The sequence below is a fragment of the Gallibacterium faecale genome (genome assembly GCF_027920745.1).
In the GTDB taxonomy this organism is placed as follows: domain Bacteria; phylum Pseudomonadota; class Gammaproteobacteria; order Enterobacterales; family Pasteurellaceae; genus Gallibacterium; species Gallibacterium faecale.
This window is the reverse complement of sequence record NZ_JAQIBB010000060.1, coordinates 1-26,853: the sequence shown is the minus strand read 5'-3', so window position 1 is coordinate 26,853 and position 26,853 is coordinate 1. Positions and strand designations below refer to the sequence as shown.

Here is a 26,853-nt window from a genome sequence, read left to right as displayed (position 1 = left end):
GCTAAGGCAGTTCAAAGTTATCCTGATGGAGGGACTATTCCGTCATTATCAGGGGTAGTTGTTAGTGAAAGTATGAATGTAAAAGGCTTTAGAGATACATTGGATTGTATTGCAGGAAAAGGATGTGTTGAGATTCCAATGCTAGTATTGGGTGGAGCTGTTGTAGCAGGGCTAAGCACAACTAGTACGGGAGCTGCTGCTTTATCTATGGGGAAAGATATTGGCTTGTTAATTGGGAAAAAAGCAGTTAAGTATCCGTTGCTTACAGAAATGACAGCTACAGCCATAGCTAATACAGGTTATCAGCTCACACAAGACCAAGCTTACGATCCATATAGTCTATTACAAGCAGAACTTTCTACGGTTTTAACACGAGGTAGAACATTAGGACAGCAAATTAGTATTAATATTGGAATTAGTTCAATGGCGACACAAAATTCAGAAGATTATGATTGGAATGCTTTTGGTGCGGTTGCTAGTACATTAGGGACCTCTGTTATAAATAGAGTTAATTATTGGTAATAAATATAATAATCAATTATTAAAACCTATTATTTCTGGAATAGTTGGAGAAGGAATTGGTGATTCGAATAATTGGAACTATCAATATAAAAATATTAAGGAGGATAAATTTGAGAATATTCAAAAATAGTAATTTTTATACATCATGGTTTTTCTATTTCATTGGAGTATATTTACTTTTATTTTTAAGATACATTTTTTTTATTTTTCGTACATATAAAAATAATAATATTATAGTTTGGGAATATCATTTTCTTTATGATAATTTAAAAACCACAATAGCTGTTTGTATTCCATGTTTTATTATGCATTGGCTTTTTTATAAATATGGTCCAAAGGAGTATAGAGAATAAATACTGTGGCTTGATTATTGATAATACTGCTAGCGCAATTAACTGGCCTGAGATTAGTAATAACTATCTGTTTAAACATGTTAGACATTTAAATAATTCTACTCCAAGAAATTCAGAGAGATTAAGTAAGGCTTTTGATGACTTGGACAATATTAAAAGAGATGGGGAATGTCTAATTAAAGGATGCTTACCAAAAAATTATATTATCTTCGAGGAGGGGAAATAAATGTTAACCGATCAAGAAATAAATGAATTATTATATTCTCTTCCAGATGGAATAACTGGTGAATTACTTCAGGAACTAGATTTAGAGTATATTCCTAAAGAAAGAATAGAAAAACTAATCTATATCATAAAGCATCGTCAGGATTATAAATTCAGATATGTATATCAAGCAGGATGTTTGTTATGTTATTGGGGTGTTGATAATGGTTTTCAATATATTTATGATCTCTTGATTTCTCCTACTTTTGAAGAGTTTAGAAATAATTATTTATGTGGTGAAGACTATAAATATATGTTAGGCGCTCTTCAGTATTACCTGTCTGAAAAAATAAATGATAGCGATTATGAGATAATCAGAAAAAAAATTTATCTTTGTATTAAAGTAATCATAAATATGGCAAAAATAACCCCATTTAGTATTTCATACTTATATTATGATATTGAAGCTGGGCATATTGAATATTTACCGTTGGTTAGAGATTATCTTTCTTGTATTGTAAAAAATAAGGAACATAATTATTGGAATATCAATGATGCATCAGAGATTTTATTCAAATATTATCCTGAGTTTGTAAAAAATATTTTAAAAGAAAATAATATAACGTTAACTCATTGCAATTTTAAACAAAATAGATGGGAAAAATTTATTAAAGAATTAGAAGAGTTAAAACAATATCACAATCATAATAAATAAAAAATTAATAATATAATTAACTCACTATGTAGATACCCAAGCAAATTTAATTGCCCATGTTCTATTAGGTGCATCGAAGCCTATGCCACAGGGAACAACGCTGCCGCAGGCGCTGCGGGTGCGGTCAGTGGTGAGTTAGCAGCAAAACTAATCACAGAACAGCTTTACCAAAAATCACCAGACCAACTGACAGAAGTTCAAAAACAAACCGTCTCCACCTTAAGTCAACTTGCTAGTGATTTAGTTAGAGATTTTATTAGTGGTAATAAAATGATTTTTAAACAATAGATTCAAATTAAACTAAATCATTAATCATTAATCATTAATCATTAATCATTAATCATTAATCATTAATCATTAATCATTAATCATTAATCATTAATCATTAATCATTAATCATTAATCATATTCTTGTAATTAAACTTGAATAGCCAAAAAGAGAAAGCCAGATAGAATAACTATCTGGCTATATTTTTTGCAAAAGGTTTAGGAGCTGTTAGTTATTTGGTTAAATTAGCGCGAATATCATCGGCTAACTGTTTGCTTACTTTCTCAAAATGAGCAAGTTGAGCTTCTACAATTGCCTTATCCGTTACCCCTGCCAATGATGCAGCAAAGTTTGCAGCGGTTCGTGCTTTCTGCCCCGCATCAAATAAGTTATACAATGCAGCAGGCTGGCTGTAATAATCTTCATCATATTCTCTAAAGTTAAAGTGTGCTGCTTCACGCTCTAGCTTTAATGCTGGAGCTTGATCGTGAGTAGGCACATAAGTTGCAAAGCGGTTTGGTGCATAGTTAGGATCTGCACCACCATTGTGATCAACACGCATTGTCCCATCACGGTGTGTTGTGTGGTATGGGCATTTCGGTGCATTCACTGGGATTTGATGATGATTTACCCCTAAACGATAACGCTGTGCATCTTGGTAAGAGAACAGACGACCTTGCAACATACGATCAGGTGAGAAACCAATACCCGGTACAATGTTAGATGGTGCAAACGCTGCTTGCTCCACTTCAGCAAAATAATTTTCTGGGTTACGGTTTAATTCTAATACCCCTAAATCAATTAATGGGTAGTCTTTATGTGGCCAAACTTTTGTTAAGTCAAATGTATAATTGTGTTTTAATGCGTCTGCTTCTGGCATCACTTGTACTTTTACGTCCCAACGAGGGAATTCACCACGTTCAATAGCAAAGAATAGATCTTCTTGTGCTGATTCACGATTCTCACCCACTACTTTTGCTGCCTCTTCGTTAGTGTAATAACGGTGTCCTTGTTGTGTTTTGAAGTGGAATTTCACCCAGAAACGTTCATTATTGCTATTCACAAAGCTATAAGTATGGCTACCGTAACCATTTAAGTGACGGTAATCTGTTGGAATACCACGATCACTAAACAGAATCATAATTTGATGTAATGACTCTGGGTGTTTTGACCAAAAATCCCACGCTGCATCTGCACTACGCAAGTTAGTTTTTGGATCACGTTTTTGGGTATGAATAAAATCTGGGAATTTTAATGGGTCACGGATAAAAAAGACTGGTGTGTTGTTACCCACTAAATCCCAGTTACCTTGTTCAGTATAGAATTTTAATGAGAAACCACGAACATCACGCTCTGCGTCAGCCGCACCACGCTCACCTGCTACAGTAGAAAAACGTAATAGCACATCTGTTTTTTTACCTACTTCAGAAAATAGTGCCGCTTTTGAATATTTAGAAATATCATTAGTTACAGTAAAAGTACCGAATGCCGCAGAACCTTTTGCGTGTACAACACGTTCTGGAATACGTTCACGAGCAAAGTGTGCTAATTTTTCTTGAAACCATACATCTTGCAGTAATAATGGACCTCTTGCACCTGCACTCATTGTATTATCGTTATCCACAACAGGTGAACCCGCTGCGGTCGTTAAGGTAGCTGATTGGTGATCAAATGGACATTTTTTCATAGTATTTCCTTATAGTGTAATTAGGGTAAATTAAGAATAATCTATCAATAATATGATTTTTTATTATTATTATCTATTAAAAATGAGATGGGAAACTATCCATTTGATAGTTTTAACATATTAATAATTGGTGTTACTGATGTTAATGTCAGTCTTATAACAAAGGTTATTTAACTATTTGTGTATTAGAATTTATGCTCTGCTATAAGGGAATTAGTAAATTGATATGAACAATAGGAAGCTGTTTAAAGAAAAAATAAGGAAAAAACATAGATTTCCCTCTAAGTAAGAAGGAAATCATTTATCAAGAAATTTGTAGTAATTGAGAAATTTATTCTTCTTCTGTCACGATATTGGTATCAATATCTTCTTCTTGTGTAGCAGATCCATTAGATTGATGATTATGATGAGTAATCGCTCTTGCTGGAACTACTGTTGAAATGGCGTGTTTATATACCATTTGGCTGACAGTATTTTTAAGAAGAATGACAAATTGATCAAAAGATTCGATTTGTCCTTGTAATTTAATACCGTTTACTAGGTAGATTGAAACAGGAATACGTTCACGACGAAGTGCATTTAAATAAGGATCTTGTAATGATTGTCCTTTTGCCATTTTTTTTTCCTTTTTTGGTTAAAATGCTAGTAATTATGCAAAAAAATCTTAGTGTTAGATGTTGTGAATCAAGACAACTAAGAAGCCAAATGGCTTGAAAGCCCGTGTAACAATATAGCAATAATATTTTGCTATGTCATCCCTGAAATGACAAGATTCTTGGTTAAGTTTCAATTTGTGATATTTTTTCAAGAATTGTTAGTTTTGCTTGTTCAATATTTAAACTATCTAACCAAATAATTGGTGATTTCCAACCTCGTAACCAAGTAATTTGACGTTTGGCTAATTGTCTTGTAGCACAAATGCTACGATAAACCATTTCATCGTAGTCATATTTACCTTGTAAAAATTCCCAGGCTTGTCGGTAACCGACACAACGAATAGAAGGAAGATCAAGGTGAAGATCTTTTCGTTGATAAAGTTTTTCTACTTCTTGAATAAAACCTTGCTCTAACATTTGCTGAAAACGTAATTCAATACGTTGATGTAAAATACTTCTATCTTGCGGCGCAATAGCAAATTGTAAGAGTTGATAAGACAGTGGTTCGCCTTTTTGTTCGGTTAATTCTGTTAATGATTTTCCCGTTAAGTAATAAACTTCTAATGCGCGGTTAATTCGTTGCGGATCGTTGGGATGAATCCGAGATGCCGATTGTGGATCTACTTTAGCTAATTCTTGATGTAACGTTTGCCAGCCAAATTGTTGGGCTTTCTCTTCTATTTGTGAACGGATTTCTGGATTTGCTTGTGGTAATGGCGACAACCCTTCTAATAAGGCTTTGTAATAGAGCATAGTCCCACCTACTAATAGTGGAATTTTGCCATTATCGCTGATTTCTTGCATTGCTTGTAAAGCATCTAAACGAAAATCAGCTGCAGAATAGCTTTCAACCGGATCTTTAATATCAATCAGTCTGTGTGGTGTTTCGGCTAATTCTTGGGGCGTTGGTTTTGCGGTACCAATATCCATACCACGATAAATCAGTGCTGAATCAACACTAATAATTTCACATGGGAGTTGTTTGCTTAGTTGGATGGCTAAGCCGGTTTTACCTGAAGCAGTTGGTCCCATTAGGAAAATCGCCAATGGTTTCTTGATCATAATGAATGTCCCGTGAAATAAGGGGTAAGATCTAATTCTGTACAAGAAGCTAATATGAGATTGTGTTTATTTGGTGAATACTGCTCAATATTTTGTAATAAGTTGATAGCATCAGCCAATACCTTAATTGGCTCAACTAATATATTGTCACAGATGATTTGTACAAAATGTGCAAAATCTTGAATTTCTGTATTCAGTAATTTAATCGTTAATTGTTGCAAGTTTTGATGACGTAATAAAGTTGCAACATGAGTAATGGTAATACGTTCACCATAACATTGAATTGTAAAACCTGTTTGCGTAAAGAAATCTTGGTAGCGAATATAGTTGTTAATTTGGATTTTATCTAATTGAAATGAAACAGGAATAAGTAATGCCTGACAGTCTTTATCAGAAGCTTGTAATTGCTGAACATAAGCTAATAGTTGTAATGTTTTTGTCGCTAACAAATATAATTTATCGTGTTGTTGTAAACAAAGATAACCTTGTGGTAATAAAGTTAATACTTTGAGGTGTTGTCCGGTTTCAAGCTGAGATGGTGCAGTTTGAGTTAAGCTGACTTGAGTATGATGACTTGCTTCAGATAATGCTGAATTATTATTAGAAATATTCATATCTGCTTGATGAGCAGATTGTATTAAACGAGTATATTGTTGGTAAGCAGTTTTATTTGTCGCTGCTTTTGGTGTTTTTGACGAATAGTAAGTTGCTGAGTTATTAAAGATATTTCTTCCAGCAGCAGAACGGTTTTGCGGTATTGTTGTTGGATTATAGTTAGGTATTGCTGCAGATTGGTAATCCGCATTATCTTCCGCTACATAATTAGTTACTGACTCTACGTGGGTTGGCTGCGAAGAATCGGTTAATAATTGTTCTGTTTGCGCTAAGGCGTTGATAACACCTTGTAAAATAAAATCATGCACTAATCGGGATTGATGAAAGCGCACTTCGTGTTTAGTTGGATGTACATTCACATCCACTAAGGTAGGATCAATATCTAAAAATAGGACAAATGCAGGATATTGATCCGTAGAAAGATAGTCAGCATAAGCTTGACGTAACGCGTGTAAAATGACTTTATCTTTCATCATACGACCATTGACGTAACTATAGTTAAAATCATTTTGAGTACGATAAAATTGTGGAGCTGCAATCCAACCATGTAAGTGCATATCATCATATTGCCAATCAATGCGTAGTGCATAGTCAGTAAACTCATTTCCACAAATCATAGCTAAGCGTTTTAATTGTGATGCAGTGTCATCTGCAGGCTTATATTGATGCACTATTTTTCCGTTATGGGTCAAGATAAAGTGAATTGTAGGTTTAGCTAATGCGATTCTTTTAACGACTTCATCAATATGAGCAAATTCTGTTTTCTCTGTACGCAAAAATTTCCGTCGAGCGGGGGTATTAAAGAAAAGATTAGCCACTTCAACGGTTGTGCCTACAGCATGAGAAGCTGGAATAATTGTGGCTTCCATATCTTGTCCTTCCGCATAGACTTGCCAAGCCTCTGTTTGTTCTGCGGTTCGAGAGGTTAAAGTTAAACGAGAAACAGAACTAATACTTGCTAATGCTTCACCACGAAAACCTAAACTGAGAATATGTTCTAAGTCATCAAGTGAAGCAATTTTGCTGGTAGCGTGCCGCATCAGAGAGAGTTTCAGTTCTTCTTTTGGAATACCTACACCATTATCTCTAATCCGAATAAGGCGGCTACCGCTTTGCTCAATATCAATTTGGATTTTATTTGCCCCAGCATCTAAACTGTTTTCAATTAACTCTTTCACCACAGAAGCGGGACGCTCTACGACCTCTCCTGCCGCAATTTGATTCGCGAGTAATGGGGGCAAAATTTGAATTGGCATAATTATTTCTCTTTTAAACGTATAGATTGACCTACTAAAAGATGATCTGGATTAAGCTTTGGGTTTAGTTTTAACAGTTGATTAATCGAGATCTTATAGGTTCGAGAAATTTGGTAGAGAGTTTCATCTTTACCTACTTTATGAAATTCTGGCATTGCTGCATCATGTTTTTTCTGTGCAGTTGATTTTGGTACTGGCACAATATTGACTAAATTATTTTTACGATAATCAACTAAACCGTTATAAATTGCACGAGCAATTTGTCGGCGATAGGCAAGCGTATTAAGTTTACGTTCTTCAACTTTATTACTTACAAAACCTGTTTCAACTAATACAGAAGGGATATCTGGAGCACGTAACACGCCTAAGCTCGCATGTTGAGGATCTTTGCGGCTTAATTGTGCAATTTGACCAAAACGACGCAAAATATTATCACCTAGTTCATAGCCAACACGTTGCGAGTGACCGAACTGAAGATCGAGTACGGTTTGATCGAGATATTTTTCATTATGTGTAGATAATACATTTCCAGCACCACCAAGTAATTCAGATTGTTTTTCATGATCTTCTAACCATTTACCCATCTCATTATTAGCGCGGCGATTAGATAATACCCATACAGAAGCGCCTCGAGGTGAAGTGCTTGGTGCTGAGTCAGCATGAATCGAAATTAAAAAGTTTGCTTTGTATTTACGAGCAATATCAGAACGGTTTGGCACAGAAATAAAATAATCACCATTACGGGTAAGTACGGCTTTAAAGTTAGGATCGCGGTCTAATAATGCTTTTAACTCTTTTGCGATAGAGAGAGTAATATTTTTCTCTTTAACTTTTAAAAGTTTTCCGATGGCACCCGGATCTTTCCCACCATGACCAGGATCTATTGCAACGACATAAGGAGTAGAACGAGCAGGTTTCTTGCTCACAACAGGCAACACGTTATCGTTATTGTCATTTTGATCTTGTTGTGGAATACGGTGAACGGTACCAGTTTTCGAGGTGTTTTGAGTTTTATTACTATTATTTGGGTTGGCAATTTTTACAGAAATACCATCCTTATTATTAATAAAGATGGCTCGTACGGTTTGTTCTAAATACAAAACAACACGCAAATTATTTGGTCGATTAGATTTACTTTGTTCTATTTTTTGTAAGTTTGTATTGTTTTTACGCGGTAAAATACCAGAGCTACTTTGACTATTGACAAAGTCAATCACTAATCTATTTGGTTTTTCTAAATAAAAATAACTGTATTTACTTGGTAAGCTAAAGCGGAAATCAACACGAGTTTCCTTATCAGTATTACGAATATTGAGTGACTTTAGCGTACCAGCATTACTCGCCAGACTAAAAGTAAAACATAAAAAGGCGATTAGCCAATAGGTAAATGCAGTGATTTTTCTCATCTTTTTCTTTTATATCAATAAGCTATTGTGGAATATTTGAAATGTAATTAATCAGCAGTTATTTTGCTTGATCCTTATTTAAAGCGCAAATAATTTGCTCAGCAGCATTAGAGTTTGCTTGTAAAGTAATTTCACGTGCGTTGCCTTGATAATTAATTGTAATCAATAAGTCAGCAGGAGGAATTAAGTCACCGCCTTTCTCAGGCCACTCAAGTAAGCATAATGTATTTTCACGAAAATAATCACGAAAACCGATAAACTCTAACTCTTCGGGATCACTTAAACGATAAAGATCAAAGTGATAAATACTTTTATTGGTTAAATGATATTCTTCTACTAATGCATAGGTCGGACTTTTAACATTTCCCTGATGTCCCATATTTTGAATAATCGAACGTGTCAGCGTTGTTTTACCTGCGCCAAGCTGTCCATTCAAATAAATAGTAAAATTTTCAGTATAACTAGCAAGTAGGGAACTTAACTTTTTGCCTAATTCAAGGGTTGCAGCTTCGTTTTCAAGAAAAGCTCGAAATTGTGATGCCATAGAAATTCCTATTGTTCGCAGTAGTTAAATGCCAATGTTAAAAGGCGGTTATGATAGCAAAAAATTGTTAGAAATTGCTAATTGATTGTCATTGCTAAGTTAATTAATTTGGTCTGTTTAATAATGGCTGCTAATAGATAGAATTTAACATTTATTGAGTAATGTTGATTGTAAGTTTTTGTTGATAAAACTAAACTGTTATTGAGTGATATAGGGAAGAGAAAAAAGGATGGGACTATGCTTAATTTCCGTAAATATCCGTCAACCACAGCCATGCAATGTTTTGAAACTGCTGCGAGGCATTTGAGTTTTACTAAAGCAGCGCAAGAGTTGCATATGACACAAAGCGCAGTGAGCAAACAAGTGGCTCAATTAGAAGAGTTATTAAAATTACAACTATTCAGACGATCATCGCAAAGTTTATATTTAACGCCCGTCGGTAAAAAGTATTATCTTGAAGTTGAAAAAATTTTAAAACAAATTGAATTATCAACGATTGATGTAATGGCCCATGGTGCAGAAACAGAAACGTTAAAAATTGTCGCTCACCCCACTTTTTGTGCACGTTGGTTGATTCCTGCTTTGAAAGGGTTTAGTAAGGCTTATCCAAAAATTCACCTTGATGTAAAAGAACTGACGCAATCTTTTTTCTCTGAAGATCATGTTCTTGATATTGCTTTTTTACATGGTGATGGTGTTTGGTCTGGTATGGAAGCGATTAAACTGTTTGAAGAAGAAATGATAGCAGTTTGCCAACCAGATTTATTAAAGAAGCCATTGAATGATTTATGTGAAATAAGCGAATATGTGTTATTACAATCCAATTCACGACCAAGTGATTGGTATTATTATTTTGAACGACAAGGGGTTAATTCTAATTGTTCTTTTGAAACTTTTTATGCCTGTATTACTGCTGCAGAATTAGGATGTGGTATTGCTTTAGTACCAAAAATTATGGTGAAAAATGAATTATTGACAGGAAAATTAATAAAAGCTTGGGATTATGAAATGAAAAATATGGGGAATTATTATCTTGCTTACCCCTGCCATAAAGCAAGCACACCTAAGGTTAAGGTAATGATACAGTGGATAGAAAACTACATAGAAAAAACGAACAAAGAAAAAATGGAATATCGTTAAGACAATAATTCGTTTGCTGACAATATAGTCGGTTTCTACAATGAAATCACTATATCAAGCAAAGGGTTATCGTTATGACGAATCAACAATACCATATCACAGATGCGCTTACTACAGTACATCCAATCACTTTAGTCCAAGGAAAAAATGCCGAAGTTTGGGACGATAAAGGAAAAAAATATATTGATTTTATCGGTGGCATTGGCGTTTTAAATTTCGGACATCTTAATCCAACTATCACAGCAGCAATTCATACACAAGTAGATAAATTAATTCACTATGCTTATAACGCGGTCGGTCATCAACCTTATCAAGAGTTAATGCCAAAATTATGTGAATTAGTTCCTATTAAGGCACCTTTAGCAGGTATGTTTACCAATTGTGGTGCAGAAGCGACAGAAAATGCATTAAAAGTTGCAAGAATGAAAACGGGCAAAGTTGGTGTAATTGCATTTGATGGTGGTTTTCATGGCCGCACGTTATCAGCGGTAAATCTAAATGGTAAAGTTGCTCCATATAAAAAATCTTTAGGGCCATTAGCTGGTTGTGTTTATCACATTCCTTATCCAAGTGTATGCAATGGTGTAAGTGCAGAAACGGCGAAGGAAGCATTACAAAGATTATTCGCAATTGAAACGGATATTGACAATATCGGTGCAGTGATCGTTGAGCCTGTATTAGGAGAAGGTGGTTTTATTCCACTTGATCCTGAATTTGCAAAATATTTGCGTCAGTTTTGTGATGAACATGGCATTGTTTTAATTTTAGATGAAATTCAAGCTGGATTTGGTCGTACAGGCAAACCATTTGCATTTATGCATTTAGGTATTGAACCAGATTTAATTTTACTAGCTAAGAGCATTGCAGGAGGATTACCTCTTGGCGCTTTAATTGGTCGGGCAGAGCTTTTGAATGGTTTGCCAAAAGGTGCATTAGGAGGAACTTATTCAGGAAATCCAGTAGCTTGTGCAGCAGCATTAGCCGTCTTCGAGATTATGCGCGGTGAAACAATTTGGCAGCAAGCGAAAGTATATGAAGATATTTTAGTGAGTACTTATCAGCGTTGGAAAGAAGAAAAAATTTCTCCTTGGTTAGGGGAAATGACAGGAATTGGAGCAATGCGAGGTATTGTGTTAGAACATCCACAATACGGTTACGGTACAGCAGTGATGCCACAATTGTTGAATAGTGCACGTGAAGCTGGGTTGCTATTAATGCCAAGTGGTAAATATCGTCACATTATTCGTTTACTCCCGCCACTTACTATTGAGCCGGAAGTTCTAGTGCAAGGGTTAACTATTTTTGAAGAAGCATTAAAAGCATTGCCTCACCAACTGCCGGCATAATTTAATGTGAACAAATTTTCTACAATAAATTTTGGAAGTGAAAAAGGAGAAAGTTATGAGTAATTTTATTGCCGCAGCGGATATTAGACGCTTATTTTCAAGCGCAATGTCTAAAATGTATCAACAAGAAGTACCTTTATATAGCGAATTAATTCAATTAGTGAATGATGTTAATGCTAATGTATTGGCCAATGATGAAGAAGTCAAAGCACAACTTACTGCTACAGGTGAGTTAGCACGTTTAGATATAGAACGTCATGGTGCAATTCGTTTAGGATTACCTGCAGAATTAGCTACAATGCGTCGTCTATTTTCTGTGATGGGAATGTACCCTGTAGGATATTATGATCTCGCACCTGCAGGTGTCCCAGTACACTCTACAGCATTTCGTGCAATTGATGCAGATTCTTTGAATGTAAGTCCATTTCGCGTCTTTACTTCATTATTACGTTTAGAATTAATTGATAATCCAACTTTACGTGAGAAAGCGGAAGCGGCTTTGCATCAGCGTAGTATTTTTACCTCACGTGTTATTGAATTGATTGAACAATTTGAGAAAGATGGAGGATTAAATCAAAAGGATGCAGAAGAGTTTGTTAATGAAGCATTGGAAACTTTCCGTTGGCATGATCATTCACCAGTAAGTAAAGAACTTTATGAGGACTTGCATCGTCAACATCGTTTAATTGCTGATGTTGTTGCTTTCCAAGGTCCGCATATTAATCATCTTACCCCAAGAACATTGGATATTGATGAAGTACAAATTGGTATGAGTAAGCGAGGTATTACACCTAAAGCGGTAGTGGAAGGACCACCTCGCCGTAAATGTCCAATTTTCCTTCGTCAAACAAGCTTTAAAGCATTAGAAGAAGAAGTGAAATTTAAAGGGCCACATGGTGAAGAGGCAGGTACACATACAGCGCGTTTTGGTGAAATTGAGCAGCGAGGTGTTGCGTTAACTTTAAAAGGCCGTGAAATGTATGATCGTATGTTAAATGCTGCACGAGAAAAAACTGGTGGAGCACCAACAGAGGCCAATGCTAAACAATATATGAAAAATTTAGCCGAAAGTTTCATTGATTTCCCTGATGATTACCGTGCTTTATATGATCAAGGACTTGCATTCTTCTATTATCAACCAAATAAACAAGCAGCTATGCAAAAACTGAAAAATTTTGCTGAAGATGAAGTTTCAATACAAAATATCGCTCAATTAATTGATGCAGGTATCGTAAATCTAGAGCCAATTGTTTATGAAGATTTTCTCCCTGTAAGTGCGGCTGGAATTTTCCAATCAAACTTAGGTGAGGGAGGACAAGGACATTATGATAGTCAATCTAATCAAGCGATTTTTGAAACGTCACTCGGGGCAAAAGTATTGGATATTAATGAGATTTACCAAAAAATTCAGAGTGAAAGCCTTATTCAATGTCTGACAGAATTAAAACAGCTTCGTGATTAATTTTTAAAAAGTAGTCCCTCTATAATTAAAAATCAACGTACTTAGTACGTTGATTTTTTTATCGTTATTTTCTCTTATTTCTTGATTGATGTATTAGGTAAAACCGCTGTATTCCAAAACGGAATGTTGTCAGTAATTATATTACTTTGGCAATTGTTAACAGATATAGTACTTTTTTCATTGCTAATTTAACAATTAAGCAACACAACAGTAATAGATATTTTAAATAAGGGGAAAGATATGATTAGTTCATATATGCAAGCAATGGGTGTTGAGGAAAGTCTGCAATTATCCAGTGAGAAGTCCAATTACAGGAAATCAAATTGGCGCTATTAATTTAGAGTCTGTAGATGTTGTCGATGAGAAGGTACAACGTGCAGTGAAAGCATTTAAAGCTTGGCGTCAAGTACCAGCACCGCGCCGTGGTGAATTAGTTCGTATCTTAGGTGAAGTATTGCGTGAGCATAAAGAGGATCTTGGTGCATTAGTTTCTTGGGAAGCAGGAAAAATTAAGCAAGAAGGGCTTGGTGAAGTACAAGAAATGATTGATATCTGTGATTTTGCGGTCGGCTTATCGCGTCAACTTTATGGTTTAACTATAGCTTCTGAGCGACCAGGACATCATATGCGTGAAACATGGCATCCATTGGGTGTTGTTGGTGTAATTTCTGCATTTAATTTTCCAGTAGCTGTTTGGTCTTGGAATGCTGCGTTAGCTTTAATTTGTGGTAATCCTGTTATCTGGAAACCTTCAGAAAAGACACCATTAACCGCAATTGCTTGCCAAGCCTTATTTGAAAAAGCATTAGCAAAATTTGGTAATGATGCTCCGCCTTATCTCTCCCAATTATTGATTGGCGAACGTGATGTGGGGGATGCATTAGTTTCTCACACAGATGTGCCATTAATTAGTGCTACTGGTAGTACACGTATGGGACGTGAAGTTGGACCAAAAGTAGCTGCAAGATTTGGTAAGTCGATTCTTGAGTTAGGTGGGAATAATGCAATGATTTTAACACCTAGCGCAGATTTAGATTTAGCGATTCGAGGTATTTTATTTGCGGCAGTAGGTACGGCAGGACAACGTTGTACGACATTACGCCGTTTAATAGTCCATTCTTCTATTAAAGAAGATGTACTTGCTCGTATCAAGAAAGCTTATGCATCAGTAACAATTGGACACCCTTTGGAAGGCAATTTAGTTGGACCATTAATTGATCAACAAAGTTTTGATGCAATGCAAGCCGCATTACAAAAAGCAGTCGCTGCAGGTGGCAAAGTAACTGGAGGCGAACGTGTATTAATGGATCAATATCCTAATGCTTATTATGTGAGACCAGCTATTGTTGAAATGCCAAATCAAGATGAATGTGTGAAACATGAGACCTTTGCGCCAATTCTTTATGTGATGGAATATGATGATTTTGATCAAGCGATAGAATTACAAAATGATGTTCCTCAAGGGTTATCGTCTTGTGTGTTTACTAATAATATGCGTGAGGCTGAATTATTTTTAAGTCACCGTGGTAGTGATTGTGGTATTGCAAATGTCAATATCGGTACAAGTGGTGCAGAAATTGGCGGTGCATTTGGTGGCGAAAAAGAAACTGGTGGTGGACGTGAATCAGGTTCTGATGCGTGGAGAAATTATATGCGTCGCCAAACAAACACAATTAACTATTCTACTGAATTACCGTTAGCACAAGGTATTAATTTCGGCTAACACTTTTTAATCACTTTAATAGCGCTGTACTAGATCGCCAAACATTTTGGTTGGCTATCCAATTTATCGCTTTTTTCTCAAAATGTAGTGTAGCCAGGAAAAAGCCTATTTTAGCCTTCCCGATATGAGGAGACAATTTATGACTAACAATAAAAAAGAGAGAAAAGGTGTATCTTATAGTGAAAGCAATAATGGATTACATACACCAAATCCAGAGTTCGTACCAAGATCAAACTCGGTATTGCTTGATTTAGCACCGCTTATTTTGACAACCATTATTTTAATGGTGCAATTTTTTTACTTTGATGATTTTACTCCTCATATTCCTTTAGTATGCGGCATCTTAATTACAGGATTATTTCTCAAATGCCGGGGTGCTAGATGGCAGGAGATGGAAGAATATTTCTTGCAAGTTATCCAAATCGGTATTCCTGCTGTGATGGTATTACTTGGTGTAGGTATGTTAATTGGGGGCTGGATTATTGCAGGAACAGTACCAACAATTCTCTATTATGGTTTTAGCTTATTTACACCGAGTACGTTCCTAGTATCAGTTTGTTTGCTTTGTTCAGTATTATCGTTAGCAACTGGGACCTCTTGGGGAACGGTGGGAACTGCTGGGTTAGCTTTAATGGGCATTGGTATGGGGTTAGGAATCCCAGCTTATTTAACAGGAGGTGCCATTGTTTCTGGGGCATTCTTTGGAGACAAAATGTCACCATTATCTGAAACGACTAACTTAACGCCAGCTGCGTGTGGTGTAGAACTTTGGGATCATATTAAAGGTATGATGCCTACAACAATTCCAGCGATGACTGTTTCATTAATTATTTATGCTCTTCTTGGTATGCAATATTCTGATCAAGCAGTTGATTTAACAACAATTGAGTTGATTAAACAAAGATTAGCTGAAGATTATATTATTAGCCCAATCACATTATTACCTGCGGTAGTCGTTATTTTTGCTGCCTTTAGAAAGTATCCAGCAATGCCAACAATTTATGGTGGTGTTGTCGTTGCGGCTGTTATTGCTTTCTTTTTACAAGGCGTTGGTTTGCACGATATTTTTAATACATTACAAAATGGTGCAGTGAGTAATACAGGACTTGAAGTTGTTGATAAGCTATTAACCAAGGGTGGAGCAATGTCAATGACATGGGTAATTGTATTAACTTTCTTTGCGCTCGCTTTTGTTGGTTCATTAGAATACTACGGCACCTTACGCACAATTATGTCTCGATTAAATCGTTATATTAAAACACGTTTTGGTTTAATTTTATCTACATACGGGAGTATTATTGGTGTAGGGGCATTAGTGGGTGATGTGTATACAACATTAGTTTTACCAGCACGCCTTTTAAAAGATAAATATGAAGAATTAGGTTATAAAAAGACGATATTAACGCGTTCTATTGAAGACTGCGGTACATTACTTTCACCTTTAATTCCTTGGAATATGGGCGGTAGTTTCGTGGCAGCCACACTTGGAGTTAGCACGTTATTATATGCGCCTTTTGCGTTCGCTTGCTGGCTATCTCCGGTATTTGGATTACTTTGGGCTTTTATTGGTAAATTTATGCCAAAAGAGAAACCAATTAATCATTCATAAGTTAGGCAAACACAAGCATATTTAAGCAACATCATTCTATAAGGAGTTTTTATCATGAGTCACTTGCATTCAACTAACCAAGCACAATCGAATGCACAAATAACATTCGAAACAAAATGTTTATGGTCAACCTTAGTCGATAATATTCCAAGTTATCCAACACTCAATCAAAATGAAGTGGTAGATGTTTGTGTCATTGGTGGAGGATTTACCGGGTTATCTACAGCTTTACATCTTGCTGAATATGGGCAAAAAGTATGTGTGTTGGAAGCACATACTGTAGGAGCGGGAGGATCAGGAAGAAATGTTGGTTTAGTGAATGCAGGGACTTGGGCAAGGCCAGACGATCTAAATCAATATTTAGGGGAGCAAGCAGGTGAGAAATTAACAACAGCATTAGGATTAGCGCCAAAGCTCGTATTTAGTGTTATTGATAAATATAGTATTGATGCGCAGGATACACGTACGGGAAATTTACATATGGCTCATAATAAAGCAGGTGAGTTAGATGTTGATATTCGTTACCAGCAATTAAGTCGGCGTGGTGTTAATGTTGAAGTGTTAACTGGGACAAAATGCCATGAATATTGCGGTACTACAAAAATTAATAAAGCGCTCTTAGATAAACGAGCCGGAACAGTTAATCCATTTGCTTATGTCACCGGGTTAGGGATTGCGGCAACTAAATTAGGCGTGGCTATTTTTGAAAATTCGCCGGTAACACAAATTTCTCGAGATGGAGATGGGTGGTTAGTTCATAGTAATCAATATGCAGTTAAAGCACAAAAAGTTGTGATTGCAACTAATGTATATACTGAAGGGGAATGGACTAATGTACATAAATCATTTTATTTTGTTGAGTATTATCAAATTGCTACAGAACCATTAAGTGGAGAGATAGCAGATCGTATTTTACCTTATCGAAATGGATCTTGGGATACGCGTTTAGCACTATCTAGTATTCGTAGGGATAAAGATGGGCGCCTTTTGTTAGGTACTGTAGGTAGTTCCACTGGAAAACCAAAATCGTTCTTTTTAAATTGGGCAAAACACGTACAGCAACATTATTTCCCAGATTTACCTAAATTTCAGTGGGAATATGAATGGTGTGGTAAGTTTGGATTTACGCCAGATCATATTATGCGTATTTTTGAGCCTGCGCCGGGGATTGTTGCAGCAACGGGATTTAATGGGCGAGGAATTACAACAGGCACACTATTCGGTAAAGCTTTTGCAGATTATTTATATAAAGATGATCGTGAAGTATTACCTTTACCATTTAAACAAGTTGAGGACTGTCAACTCTCTTTTTGCAAACTGCGTTCTTGGAGCACAGAAGCTGGATTGACCTTATATCATGCAGGACAATTTTTAAAAATTATTCCTTAATGAATTATGATACTTGCTGAGGAAAACCACGATGTTATATCTAAGAAAAGCAGAAATTAAGCAATGTTTTTCTATGAAAGAGGCAATAGAGGCAAGCAAAAAGGCATTATCAGCCTATTCAAAGAGACTTGCAGATGTTCCTTTACGAACAAACCTGAATATTGCGCAATATGAAGGACAAAGCTTATATATGCCAGCCTATGTTAGTGGGGATGATTCTGCACTGGGTATCAAAATTGTTTCTGTATATCCAAAAAATATAGAGAAAAATCTACCTAGTATTTTTGCCGTGATGTTAGTTTTAGATCCAAAGACAGGGATTGCGAAGGCTTATTTAGATGGGACTTATTTTACGCAATTACGTACGGGCGCAGTACAAGGTGCAGCAACGGATTTATTAGCTAAACCTCGAGCGAAAATAGGGGCATTAATTGGTACTGGTGGTCAAGCACCAGCTCAATTAGAGGCTATGCTGACAGTACGTAAATTAAAGGAAGTTCGTATTTATTCTCGTGATTTTGACCATGTAATAAAATTTTGTCGTGAACAACAATCTTATTATGATTGCGAATTGATTCCGGTAAAAAGTAGCGAGGCTTGTGTTACAGGTGCAGATATTATTACAACAGTAACAACAGCAAAAGAAGCAACTTTTTCAGCTGAGTGGGTAAAAGATGGTGCCCATATTAATGGTATTGGTTCTTATACGCCGGAGATGTGCGAGATTCCTCAGGGATTAATTCGTAAGGCGGATTTAGTTTTATTTGATACCATGAGCGGTGTATTAAATGAGGCTGGTGATTTTATTACTCCACTAAAAAAAGGAGCTGTTCTATTGCATGATTATGATGGTGAATTAGGGCAGTTAATTAATAAACAGGTGAAAGGTCGTAGCTCAAGTAAGCAAATTACGTTGTTTAAGTCTGTGGGTTCAGCAGTATTAGATGTAGTTGTTGCAAATGAAATTGTAAAAAAAGCTAAAAAACGAGGTATTGGCTTAGAGTTACTTGATTAGAAACTTGGAGCGGGAAACGAGGCTCGAACTCGCGACCCCGACCTTGGCAAGGTCGTGCTCTACCAACTGAGCTATTCCCGCAATGAGTAGAAAAGAATATTTGGAGCGGGAAACGAGGCTCGAACTCGCGACCCCAACCTTGGCAAGGTTGTGCTCTACCAAAACTGAGCTATTCCCGCTTAACGGTAGAGCATTATACGAAAAAAATGAGGTTGTGCAATAACTAAGGCAGAATATTTGCTGTTTTATCAAGCACTCAGTTAATCTATCTTAATAAAGTGTTGGCGATAATAAGCTAACTCTGCAATAGATTCACGAATATCGTCTAAGGCGAGATGAGAGTTTTTCTTTTGAAAGCCTTTTAATACTTCAGGTTTCCAACGCACAGCCAACTCTTTTAATGTGCTCACGTCGAGATAGCGATAATGAAAGTACTCGGCAAGTTCTGGCATATAATTAAATAAGAAACGTTTATCTTGAGCTACGCTGTTGCCACAAATTGGTGATGCACCTTTTGGTACCCATCTTTTGAGAAAATCTAATGTTTGTAATTCAGCGGCACGTTCACTAAGTGTACTTTGGCGAACTCGTTCAATTAACCCATTTTCTCGATGTGTCTTTTGGCACCATTCATTCATACCTGCGAGCGTAGCATCATCTTGTTTGATCGCTAATACTGGGCCTTCGGCTAAAATATTTAAATCTTTATCTGTTACAATAGTGGCGATTTCAATAATACGATCAGTATTTGGATCAAGCCCTGTCATTTCTAGGTCAATCCAAATGAGATTTTGTTTATCTAATTGCATAATATCAGGTATCCTACTAATTAATATCGGCGGCTATTTTACGCCATTTTTTTATAAACGATAAGGAGTGGACTTGAGTAAACGTAAGTTAACCCATAATCAACAAAGACGTATTGCCTCTAATCAACATAAAAATCTTAGAAAACATCAACAAAAATTAAAGCAAGAACCAACTTGGCAAGAAGATATGTTAGGTGCCGCACAAGAAGGTGTTGTAGTAACACGATATTCACAACACGTTGATGTTGAAACACCAGAAGGTGAAAAATTCCGTTGTAATTTAAGACGAACACTCAGTGATGTTGTCGTGGGAGATCGAGTTATTTGGCGACAAGGGTTAGCAGAAATGCAAGGAATTAGTGGGGTAGTAGAAGCTAAGCATCCTCGTACCAGCGAATTGAGTCGTCCAGACTATTATGATGGCTTAAAAGTGATTGCAGCGAATATTGATCAGATTGTGATTGTCTCTGCTATTGCACCGAAACTTTCATTAAATATTATTGATCGTTATTTAGTAATTTGTGAAAAAGCGGCAATTAAGCCAGTGATAGTGATTAATAAGATTGATCTTTTAACGCAAACTGAGCGTGAAGAGTTATCACAAACCCTTGCAATCTATCAGGCGATTGGTTATCAAACTTTGATGCTTTCTACCTTGACTGGCGAAGGTATGGCAGATTTAACTAATTTATTGGCACAGGGTAATTCTATTTTTGTTGGTCAATCAGGGGTAGGTAAATCTAGTTTAGTGAATGCAATTTTACCTGAAGTGGATACGCCGACCGGAGAAATTAGTGAAACCTCTGGTTTAGGGCAACATACGACAACAGCATCAACTCTTTATCATTTGCCACAAGGTGGTAATTTAATTGATTCACCGGGAATTCGAGAATTTGGATTGTGGCATTTAGAAGATGATGATATTACTCGCGGTTATCGTGAATTTTTGCCTTATTTAGGCACTTGTAAATTTAAAGATTGCAAACATTTGCAAGATCCTGGTTGCTCTATTCGAGAAGCGATGGAAGCAGGTGAAATAAACCCAATCCGTTTTGAGAATTATCACCGATTATTAAGCAGTAAAAGTGAAACAAAATCGCAACGTCATTTTGTAGCTAAAATTAAGCCATAATGGATTGAGTAATATAGGAGATTGATGATGAAAAAGATACTGTTAGGACTACTTATTTACTGGTCTATCTCATTAAGTATAAGTGCAAATAGTCCCATCAATTTTCTAGATACTTATCAACATGCGATGCGAGGTAATATTGATGCACAATATAACCTCGCTTTGTTATATAAGCAGGGCAAGTTAGTTGATCAAGATTTAGTTTTATCACTATATTGGTTTCTAAAAGCGGCTGAACAAGGTGATTTACAAGCACAATTACAAGTTGCCCATATCTATGAAAATGGCTTGGGTGTGTCTGTGGATTATGAACAAGCCTTGAAATGGTATCATCAAGCCGCCGATCAAGGTTCGGATTTTGCGCTATTTATGCTAGGCGATTTTTATAGTAAAGGTCGTGGAACAGCGGTTGATGCTAACAAAGCAATCTCTTTTTATCAGCAGGCAATGAAACGTGAGTTTCCACTCGCCTATTTTTCGTTGGGCACTATGTATTATAACGGTGAAGGCATTGCACAAAATGATGCTAAAGCTCTGGAATTATTTAAGAAAGCTGCGAGTTTGAATGTACCTGAAGCCATGTTTGCATTAGGGAAAATGTATTATTCTGGTCGAGGGGTAACGCAGGATTATGCTGCTGCGAAGAAGTTATTTCTTCAAGCCGCCGAACAAAATGAGCCAAGGGCACAAAAGGAATTAGGGTTAATGTGCTTACATGGGAAAGGGGGTACTAAAGATATTATTGAGGCTGAAAAATGGCTACGTAAGGCAGCAGAAGGCGGTGATTTTGAAGCACAATATGCGTTAGCGGAATTATATGAACTGGGGATAGGCGTACCTCAAGATCAAGATACTGCAATCCTATGGCTAAAAAAAGCAGCTGATGCGGGCTATGCTGAAGCGCAACATAAATTATCAACGCTTTATATTAAAGATAAAAATTATACTGAAATGTTTGCATGGGCATTAAGGGCAGCAGAACAAGGACATCTAGAATCGCAAATGAATTTAGGGACTGCTTACTATAAGGGAGCAGGTGTAGAACAAAATTATAATGAAGCATTTAAATGGTATAGCAAGGCGGCAGCTCAAGGTAATGCAAAAGCTAAGTCAGCATTGGGAACGATGTATTTTAATGGATATGGCGTACAACAAGATTATGCTCAAACATTAAAGTTATATACAGAAGCAGCAAATTTAGGTTTTTCCGATGCTCAGCAGAAATTAGCTTATATGTATTACAATGGTATAGGCGTCAAGGTGAATTATCCTCAAGCACTAAAATGGTTCCGAAAAGCAGCTGAGCAGGGAGAAAAGGAATCTCAAAATGTATTGGCAATGATGTTTGAGCATGGTAAAGGCGTAAAGAAAAATTATCAAACAGCAATCTCTTGGTATCTTAAAGCCGCAGAGCAAGGCGATATGGACGCACAGCTTAATTTAGGCAATTTATATTATCAAGGTATAGGCGTTAAGCAAGATTATATAGAAGCAGCTAAATGGTTTCATCAAGCTGCTGAACAAGGTGATATGAGAGCTCAAACCAATCTTGGTTATATGTATGTACAAGGTTTGGGGGTTGAAAAGAATGATGAACGTGCAGCTCACTATTTTTTACAAGCAGCAATACAGGGAGAAAAACAGAGTCAAGGGTGGATAGGGGGAATGTACCTTACGGGAGAAGGTGTAAGGCAAGACTATTATCAGGCATTTAGATGGCTAAGTCAGGCTGCTGATCAAGGCTATACCTCAAGTTACGCTTTGTTAGGTAGAATGTATTATTATGGTTTAAGTACGCCTCAGGATTATCAAAAAGCATTTTATTGGTTAACTAAAGCAGCTGAAGTAAATGATGTTAGGGGTTATGCTTTGTTAGGCTCTTTATATTATTCAGGATTTGCGGTTAAACAAGACTATCAAGAAGGATTAAGATGGTTTACAAAAGCCGCTGAGCAAAATGATACAGTAGCTCAGGTGTCATTGGCGTTCTTGTATGAACACGGTATTGGTGTAAATCAAAATCTTAAAGAAGCAAAAAAATGGTATAAAAAAGCAGCAGAAAAAGGGTATGTTGAAGCTCAATCTCGCTTAGGTATATTCTATTACTATGATTCAAACTATGTTGAGGCAGCAAAATGGTTCTTAAAGGCTGCGGAACAAGGCGATCGTTTTAGTCAAAAGAGGCTAGCCGAGATGTATAAATTTGCAGAAGGTGTAGAGTTTAATCTAGATCAATCTACTTATTGGTATAAGCAGCTAATTATAGAAAAAGCATCGCTTCGTACTAGACTACAAAAGACACTCGTAGAATATCTCAATAAAGTTCCACAAGATTACCAAACAATAAAACAGGCTTATTTTAGAGAGATATATGAATATTCAGAGATAGCCTTTGCTATTGGAATAAATTACTGGGATAAACAAGATATTTATACTGCAATTAAATGGTTTAATGAATCTTATGATTTCAACTATCGAACAAGTTTATATGTGCTGATGTTGTTATATGGACAAGGGCATGATGTGCAACGCTCACCTCAGTTTATGATTGAACGAATGAAAGCCGTTTCAGAATTATCAGATGATAAGACAATCCAAATGCTATTAGGCAATGTTTATTTAAATGGTTATGGTGTCGAACCTAATATAGAAATTGCTATGACATGGTTGGTTAAAGCTGCCACTAAAGGTCAAATAGATGCGGAAGAAATTTTAGCTAAGATGTATCGTGAACAAGTACAAGTTCCAGATAATGATGAATTGAAGAAAAGTTATCTTGATATTGTGTGTCATCAAGATGTGTTAACAGCTTGTGATGAACGCGATAAATTGGATAAGAAATAGACAGAATATATTCAGTGGAATAAATAGGAATTTTAAAGAGAGAAAATTACTTGTTTGCATAAAAAATAATCTGTTTTTGCATTTGGAGTACCTAAAAACAATTATTTTTGTGCGGTAACGCAAATTTTTGAGGATTTATGCTTGATTCTTGATGAAGAATGTCGATACTAGCGATGACATTTATTTTATCCAATAAAATAAATATTAAAAAATTGTTGTTATTCTGCATTTTATTTTTTGTTGTTTAAATGACAGAAAGGAAAGTGCAGATTTTTTTATGATTCTTAACCTATCCATGAGATTTAAGGAGAGAAAAATGTATTCTCAAGAAATTACCATCACAGCACCAAACGGTTTACACACTCGTCCAGCAGCACAATTCGTAAAAGAAGCTAAAGGTTTTTCATCTGATATTACTGTGACATCTGGTGGTAAAAGTGCGAGTGCAAAAAGTTTGTTCAAATTACAAACTTTAGGCTTAACTCAAGGAACGACAATCACTATTTCTGCAGAAGGTGAAGATGAAAAAGCTGCAGTAGATCACCTTGTTGCATTAATTCCAACTTTAGAATAAGTCGTCCAATCGAAGTCGGCATCTGTGTTTATTTAGTGATTTTGAAGAAGGTTATATTATGATTTCAGGTATTTTAGCTTCCCCAGGTATTGTTTTTGGTAAGGCATTAGTGTTGAAAGAAGAACCTATTGTTCTTGATAAACGTAAGATTTCTGAAGATGAAGTTGAAGGTGAAATTGCACGCTTCTATAAAGGAAGAGAAGCTGCATCTGCACAATTAACGGCAATTAAAGAAAAAGCACGCCAAACTCTGGGTGAAGAGAAAGAAGCTATCTTTGAAGGTCATTTAATGATTCTTGAAGATGAAGAGCTAGAAGAAGAAATCATTGCTTATCTAAAAGAACACCATGTAACAGCAGATGTCGCTGCTTCTGTAGTCATTGATCAACAAGTGGCTATGCTTTCTGATATTGATGATGAGTATCTTAAAGAACGTGCAGGAGATATTCGTGATATTGGAAATCGTTTATTAAAAAATATTTTAGGTATGCATATTATTGATTTAGGTGAAATTGCTGAAGAATCAATTTTAGTAGCTTATGACTTAACACCATCTGAAACAGCACAATTAAATTTAGACAAAGTGCTTGGTTTTATTACCGATATTGGTGGGCGTACTTCACATACCTCAATTATGGCACGTTCTCTTGAGTTACCAGCAATTGTGGGAACGAATAATGTTACTGTAAAAGTGAATACAGGGGATTATCTCGTTCTTGATGCATTAAATAATGCAGTTTATGTAAATCCAACTCAGGAAGAAATTGCTCGCTTAAGAGTATTAGAAGAGCAATATAAAGAAGAAAAAGCAGAATTAATTAAGCTTAAAGATCTACCTGCGGTGACATTAGATGGTCGCCGTGTCGATGTTTGTGCGAATATTGGTACTATCCGTGATATTGATGGGGCAGAGCGTAATGGTGCGGAAGGTGTTGGCTTGTATCGTACCGAGTTCCTGTTTATGGATCGTGATCAGTTACCAACAGAAGAAGAGCAATTCCAAGCTTATAAAGCCGTTGTAGAAGCAATGAAAAATCGTTTAGTGATTCTTCGTACTATGGATATTGGTGGCGATAAAGAATTGCCATATATGAATTTACCAAAAGAGATGAATCCATTCTTAGGCTGGCGAGCAATTCGTATTGCTTTGGACCGTCGAGAAATTCTTAATGCACAATTACGTGCAGTGTTACGTGTATCTGCATTTGGTAAATTAGCAGTGATGTTCCCGATGATTATTTCAGTAGAAGAGATTCGTGAACTTAAATCTGTGTTAGAAACCTTAAAACAACAACTTCGTGAAGAAGGAAAAGCATTTGATGAAAATATTCAAGTTGGTGTGATGGTAGAAACACCATCTGCCGCAGTAAATGCGAAATTCTTAGCGAAAGAGGTTGATTTCTTTAGTATTGGTACTAACGACTTAACGCAATATACATTAGCCGTTGACCGTGGTAATGAATTGATTTCTCATTTGTATAATCCATTAACACCATCTGTGTTATCATTAATTAAGCAAGTTATTGATGCGTCACACGCTGAAGGCAAATGGACAGGAATGTGTGGAGAGTTAGCAGGTGATGAAAAAGCAACAATCTTGTTATTAGGTATGGGATTAGATGAATTTAGTATGAGTTCTATCTCGGTACCGAAGATTAAGAAATTAATCCGTAATGTGAATTATCAAGATGCTCAAGATCTTGCGAAAGAAGTATTGTTACAACCAACAGCAGCAGATGTTGATCAGTTGATTGAGAATTTTTTATCTGAAAAAGCATTAAATTAGATACAAAAGTAAAAAATTCAGCTAATATTAGGCACAGATCTAAGCTTAAAATCTTTCTGATAAGGAGAAAAAAATGGGTTTATTCGATAAGTTATTTGGTTCAAAGGACAATAAAGCCGTTGAAGTAGAAATTTATGCGCCATTAACAGGTGAAATCGTAAACATTGAAGATGTTCCAGATGTTGTTTTCTCTGAGAAAATCGTTGGTGATGGTGTTGCGATTCGTCCAAAAGGTAACAAAATCGTTGCTCCAGTTGATGGTGTGATTGGTAAAATTTTTGAAACCAACCATGCGTTTTCAATGGAATCAAAAGAAGGTATCGAGCTTTTTGTTCACTTTGGTATTGATACAGTTGAATTAAAAGGTGAAGGTTTTACCCGTATTGCTCAAGAAGGACAAACTGTAAAACGTGGTGATACTGTAATTGAACTTGATTTAGAATTATTAGAAGCAAAAGCAAAATCAGTGCTTACTCCGATTGTTATCTCTAATATGGACGAAGTTTCTCATATGGAGAAAAAAGAGGGTGAAACTGTCGCTGGAGAATCAGTTGTTTTAGTTATCAAAAAATAATTAATTAGCTATTGAGCGAAAAAGATTGGGTAGCAATACTCAATCTTTTTTTATATTTAAAATTTGCATTTTTGTCTGTTATTTGTACAACTGCTTAATGAATAGGCTATATCATTTTAAGATAGGAAAACTTTTTTAAAACGTCTAAAAAGAATTGTTAAA

At 36.0% G+C, this 26,853-nt stretch carries 21 protein-coding genes, 2 tRNA genes and 2 pseudogenes; 15 read left to right on the top strand and 10 right to left on the bottom strand.

Going from position 1 to position 26,853, the window contains the following annotated elements:
* From PF272_RS06645 to PF272_RS12920, 3 genes are all read left to right on the top strand, one after another.
* Positions 1-522 (top strand): hypothetical protein (locus tag PF272_RS06645; RefSeq protein ID WP_271142147.1); only part of this gene is annotated, 522 nt, incomplete at its 5' end.
* Positions 523-1,101: 579 nt separating this feature from the next.
* A complete protein-coding gene (locus tag PF272_RS06640; protein ID WP_271142146.1) occupies positions 1,102-1,794 on the top strand; it encodes a hypothetical protein in 693 nt (230 codons plus the stop codon).
* A gap of 3 nt (positions 1,795-1,797) precedes the next feature.
* The gene (locus PF272_RS12920; RefSeq protein WP_333781491.1) at positions 1,798-2,082 is read left to right on the top strand and encodes a VENN motif pre-toxin domain-containing protein; all 285 of its coding nucleotides are present in this window, start codon (positions 1,798-1,800) and stop codon (positions 2,080-2,082) included.
* A gap of 212 nt (positions 2,083-2,294) precedes the next feature.
* On the opposite strand, the gene PF272_RS06635 is transcribed toward PF272_RS12920, so the two are convergent.
* The 7 genes and pseudogenes from PF272_RS06635 to tsaE form a co-directional block, all read right to left on the bottom strand.
* Positions 2,295-3,749 (bottom strand): catalase, encoded by a 1,455-nt coding sequence (locus PF272_RS06635; RefSeq protein ID WP_271142145.1) that lies wholly within the window; start codon positions 3,747-3,749, stop codon positions 2,295-2,297.
* 331 nt (positions 3,750-4,080) lie between these two features.
* Entirely contained in the window at positions 4,081-4,365 is a 285-nt protein-coding gene (gene hfq, locus PF272_RS06630) for an RNA chaperone Hfq (RefSeq protein WP_065234982.1), read from the bottom strand.
* Positions 4,366-4,528: 163 nt separating this feature from the next.
* A complete protein-coding gene (gene miaA, locus PF272_RS06625) occupies positions 4,529-5,467 on the bottom strand; it encodes a tRNA (adenosine(37)-N6)-dimethylallyltransferase MiaA (RefSeq protein WP_271142144.1) in 939 nt (312 codons plus the stop codon).
* Positions 5,464-7,338: a DNA mismatch repair endonuclease MutL gene (gene mutL / locus PF272_RS06620; RefSeq protein ID WP_271142143.1), complete on the bottom strand. Its 1,875-nt coding sequence runs from the start codon at positions 7,336-7,338 to the stop codon at positions 5,464-5,466. Before mutL ends, miaA begins: the two co-directional genes overlap by 4 nt.
* Before the next feature lie 8 nt (positions 7,339-7,346).
* A pseudogene (locus PF272_RS06615) lies at positions 7,347-8,276 on the bottom strand (N-acetylmuramoyl-L-alanine amidase); the annotation flags it as partial.
* 198 nt (positions 8,277-8,474) lie between these two features.
* Positions 8,475-8,744: pseudogene (locus PF272_RS12915) on the bottom strand (AMIN domain-containing protein); the annotation flags it as partial.
* A 58-nt stretch (positions 8,745-8,802) separates the two neighbouring features.
* Positions 8,803-9,288 carry a tRNA (adenosine(37)-N6)-threonylcarbamoyltransferase complex ATPase subunit type 1 TsaE gene (gene tsaE, locus PF272_RS06610; RefSeq protein WP_065234986.1) on the bottom strand — a complete coding sequence of 162 codons (486 nt, stop codon included), beginning with the start codon at positions 9,286-9,288 and terminating at the stop codon, positions 8,803-8,805.
* A gap of 237 nt (positions 9,289-9,525) precedes the next feature.
* On the opposite strand from tsaE, the gene PF272_RS06605 reads away from it, so the two are divergent.
* From PF272_RS06605 to PF272_RS06575, 7 genes are all read left to right on the top strand, one after another.
* On the top strand, positions 9,526-10,428 hold the full coding sequence (locus PF272_RS06605) for a LysR substrate-binding domain-containing protein (RefSeq protein WP_271142141.1): 903 nt from the start codon (positions 9,526-9,528) through the stop codon (positions 10,426-10,428).
* Between the two features lie 74 nt (positions 10,429-10,502).
* A complete protein-coding gene (locus tag PF272_RS06600; RefSeq protein ID WP_271142140.1) occupies positions 10,503-11,774 on the top strand; it encodes a 2-aminoadipate transaminase in 1,272 nt (423 codons plus the stop codon).
* Between the two features lie 55 nt (positions 11,775-11,829).
* Positions 11,830-13,236 carry a 2-oxoadipate dioxygenase/decarboxylase HglS gene (hglS, locus tag PF272_RS06595; RefSeq protein ID WP_271142139.1) on the top strand — a complete coding sequence of 469 codons (1,407 nt, stop codon included), beginning with the start codon at positions 11,830-11,832 and terminating at the stop codon, positions 13,234-13,236.
* A gap of 295 nt (positions 13,237-13,531) precedes the next feature.
* Entirely contained in the window at positions 13,532-14,959 is a 1,428-nt protein-coding gene (gene amaB / locus PF272_RS06590; RefSeq protein ID WP_271142138.1) for an L-piperidine-6-carboxylate dehydrogenase, read from the top strand.
* A 139-nt stretch (positions 14,960-15,098) separates the two neighbouring features.
* Entirely contained in the window at positions 15,099-16,568 is a 1,470-nt protein-coding gene (gene nhaC, locus PF272_RS06585) for a Na+/H+ antiporter NhaC (RefSeq protein ID WP_271142137.1), read from the top strand.
* A gap of 54 nt (positions 16,569-16,622) precedes the next feature.
* Positions 16,623-17,957, top strand: a complete 1,335-nt coding sequence (amaA, locus tag PF272_RS06580) for an L-pipecolate oxidase (RefSeq protein ID WP_271142136.1) — start codon at positions 16,623-16,625, stop codon at positions 17,955-17,957.
* Between the two features lie 31 nt (positions 17,958-17,988).
* Positions 17,989-18,972 (top strand): ornithine cyclodeaminase family protein, encoded by a 984-nt coding sequence (locus PF272_RS06575; RefSeq protein WP_271142135.1) that lies wholly within the window; start codon positions 17,989-17,991, stop codon positions 18,970-18,972.
* 5 nt (positions 18,973-18,977) lie between these two features.
* Here PF272_RS06575 and PF272_RS06570 read toward each other — a convergent pair.
* The 3 genes from PF272_RS06570 to orn form a co-directional block, all read right to left on the bottom strand.
* A tRNA-Gly gene (locus PF272_RS06570) sits at positions 18,978-19,053 on the bottom strand.
* Between the two features lie 20 nt (positions 19,054-19,073).
* Positions 19,074-19,151 (bottom strand) — tRNA-Gly (locus PF272_RS06565).
* A gap of 81 nt (positions 19,152-19,232) precedes the next feature.
* Entirely contained in the window at positions 19,233-19,781 is a 549-nt protein-coding gene (gene orn, locus PF272_RS06560) for an oligoribonuclease (RefSeq protein ID WP_271142134.1), read from the bottom strand.
* A 73-nt stretch (positions 19,782-19,854) separates the two neighbouring features.
* On the opposite strand from orn, the gene rsgA reads away from it, so the two are divergent.
* From rsgA to crr, 5 genes are all read left to right on the top strand, one after another.
* Positions 19,855-20,913 (top strand): small ribosomal subunit biogenesis GTPase RsgA, encoded by a 1,059-nt coding sequence (gene rsgA / locus PF272_RS06555; protein WP_271142133.1) that lies wholly within the window; start codon positions 19,855-19,857, stop codon positions 20,911-20,913.
* Between the two features lie 24 nt (positions 20,914-20,937).
* Positions 20,938-23,757, top strand: coding sequence for a tetratricopeptide repeat protein (locus PF272_RS06550; RefSeq protein WP_271142132.1), 2,820 nt, complete (start codon positions 20,938-20,940; stop codon positions 23,755-23,757).
* Positions 23,758-24,073: 316 nt separating this feature from the next.
* On the top strand, positions 24,074-24,331 hold the full coding sequence (gene ptsH, locus PF272_RS06545; RefSeq protein WP_065235270.1) for a phosphocarrier protein Hpr: 258 nt from the start codon (positions 24,074-24,076) through the stop codon (positions 24,329-24,331).
* 58 nt (positions 24,332-24,389) lie between these two features.
* Positions 24,390-26,117: a phosphoenolpyruvate-protein phosphotransferase PtsI gene (ptsI, locus tag PF272_RS06540; RefSeq protein ID WP_271142131.1), complete on the top strand. Its 1,728-nt coding sequence runs from the start codon at positions 24,390-24,392 to the stop codon at positions 26,115-26,117.
* Positions 26,118-26,190: 73 nt separating this feature from the next.
* Entirely contained in the window at positions 26,191-26,691 is a 501-nt protein-coding gene (gene crr / locus PF272_RS06535; RefSeq protein ID WP_271142130.1) for a PTS glucose transporter subunit IIA, read from the top strand.
* The last annotated feature ends 162 nt before the right edge of the window (positions 26,692-26,853 follow it).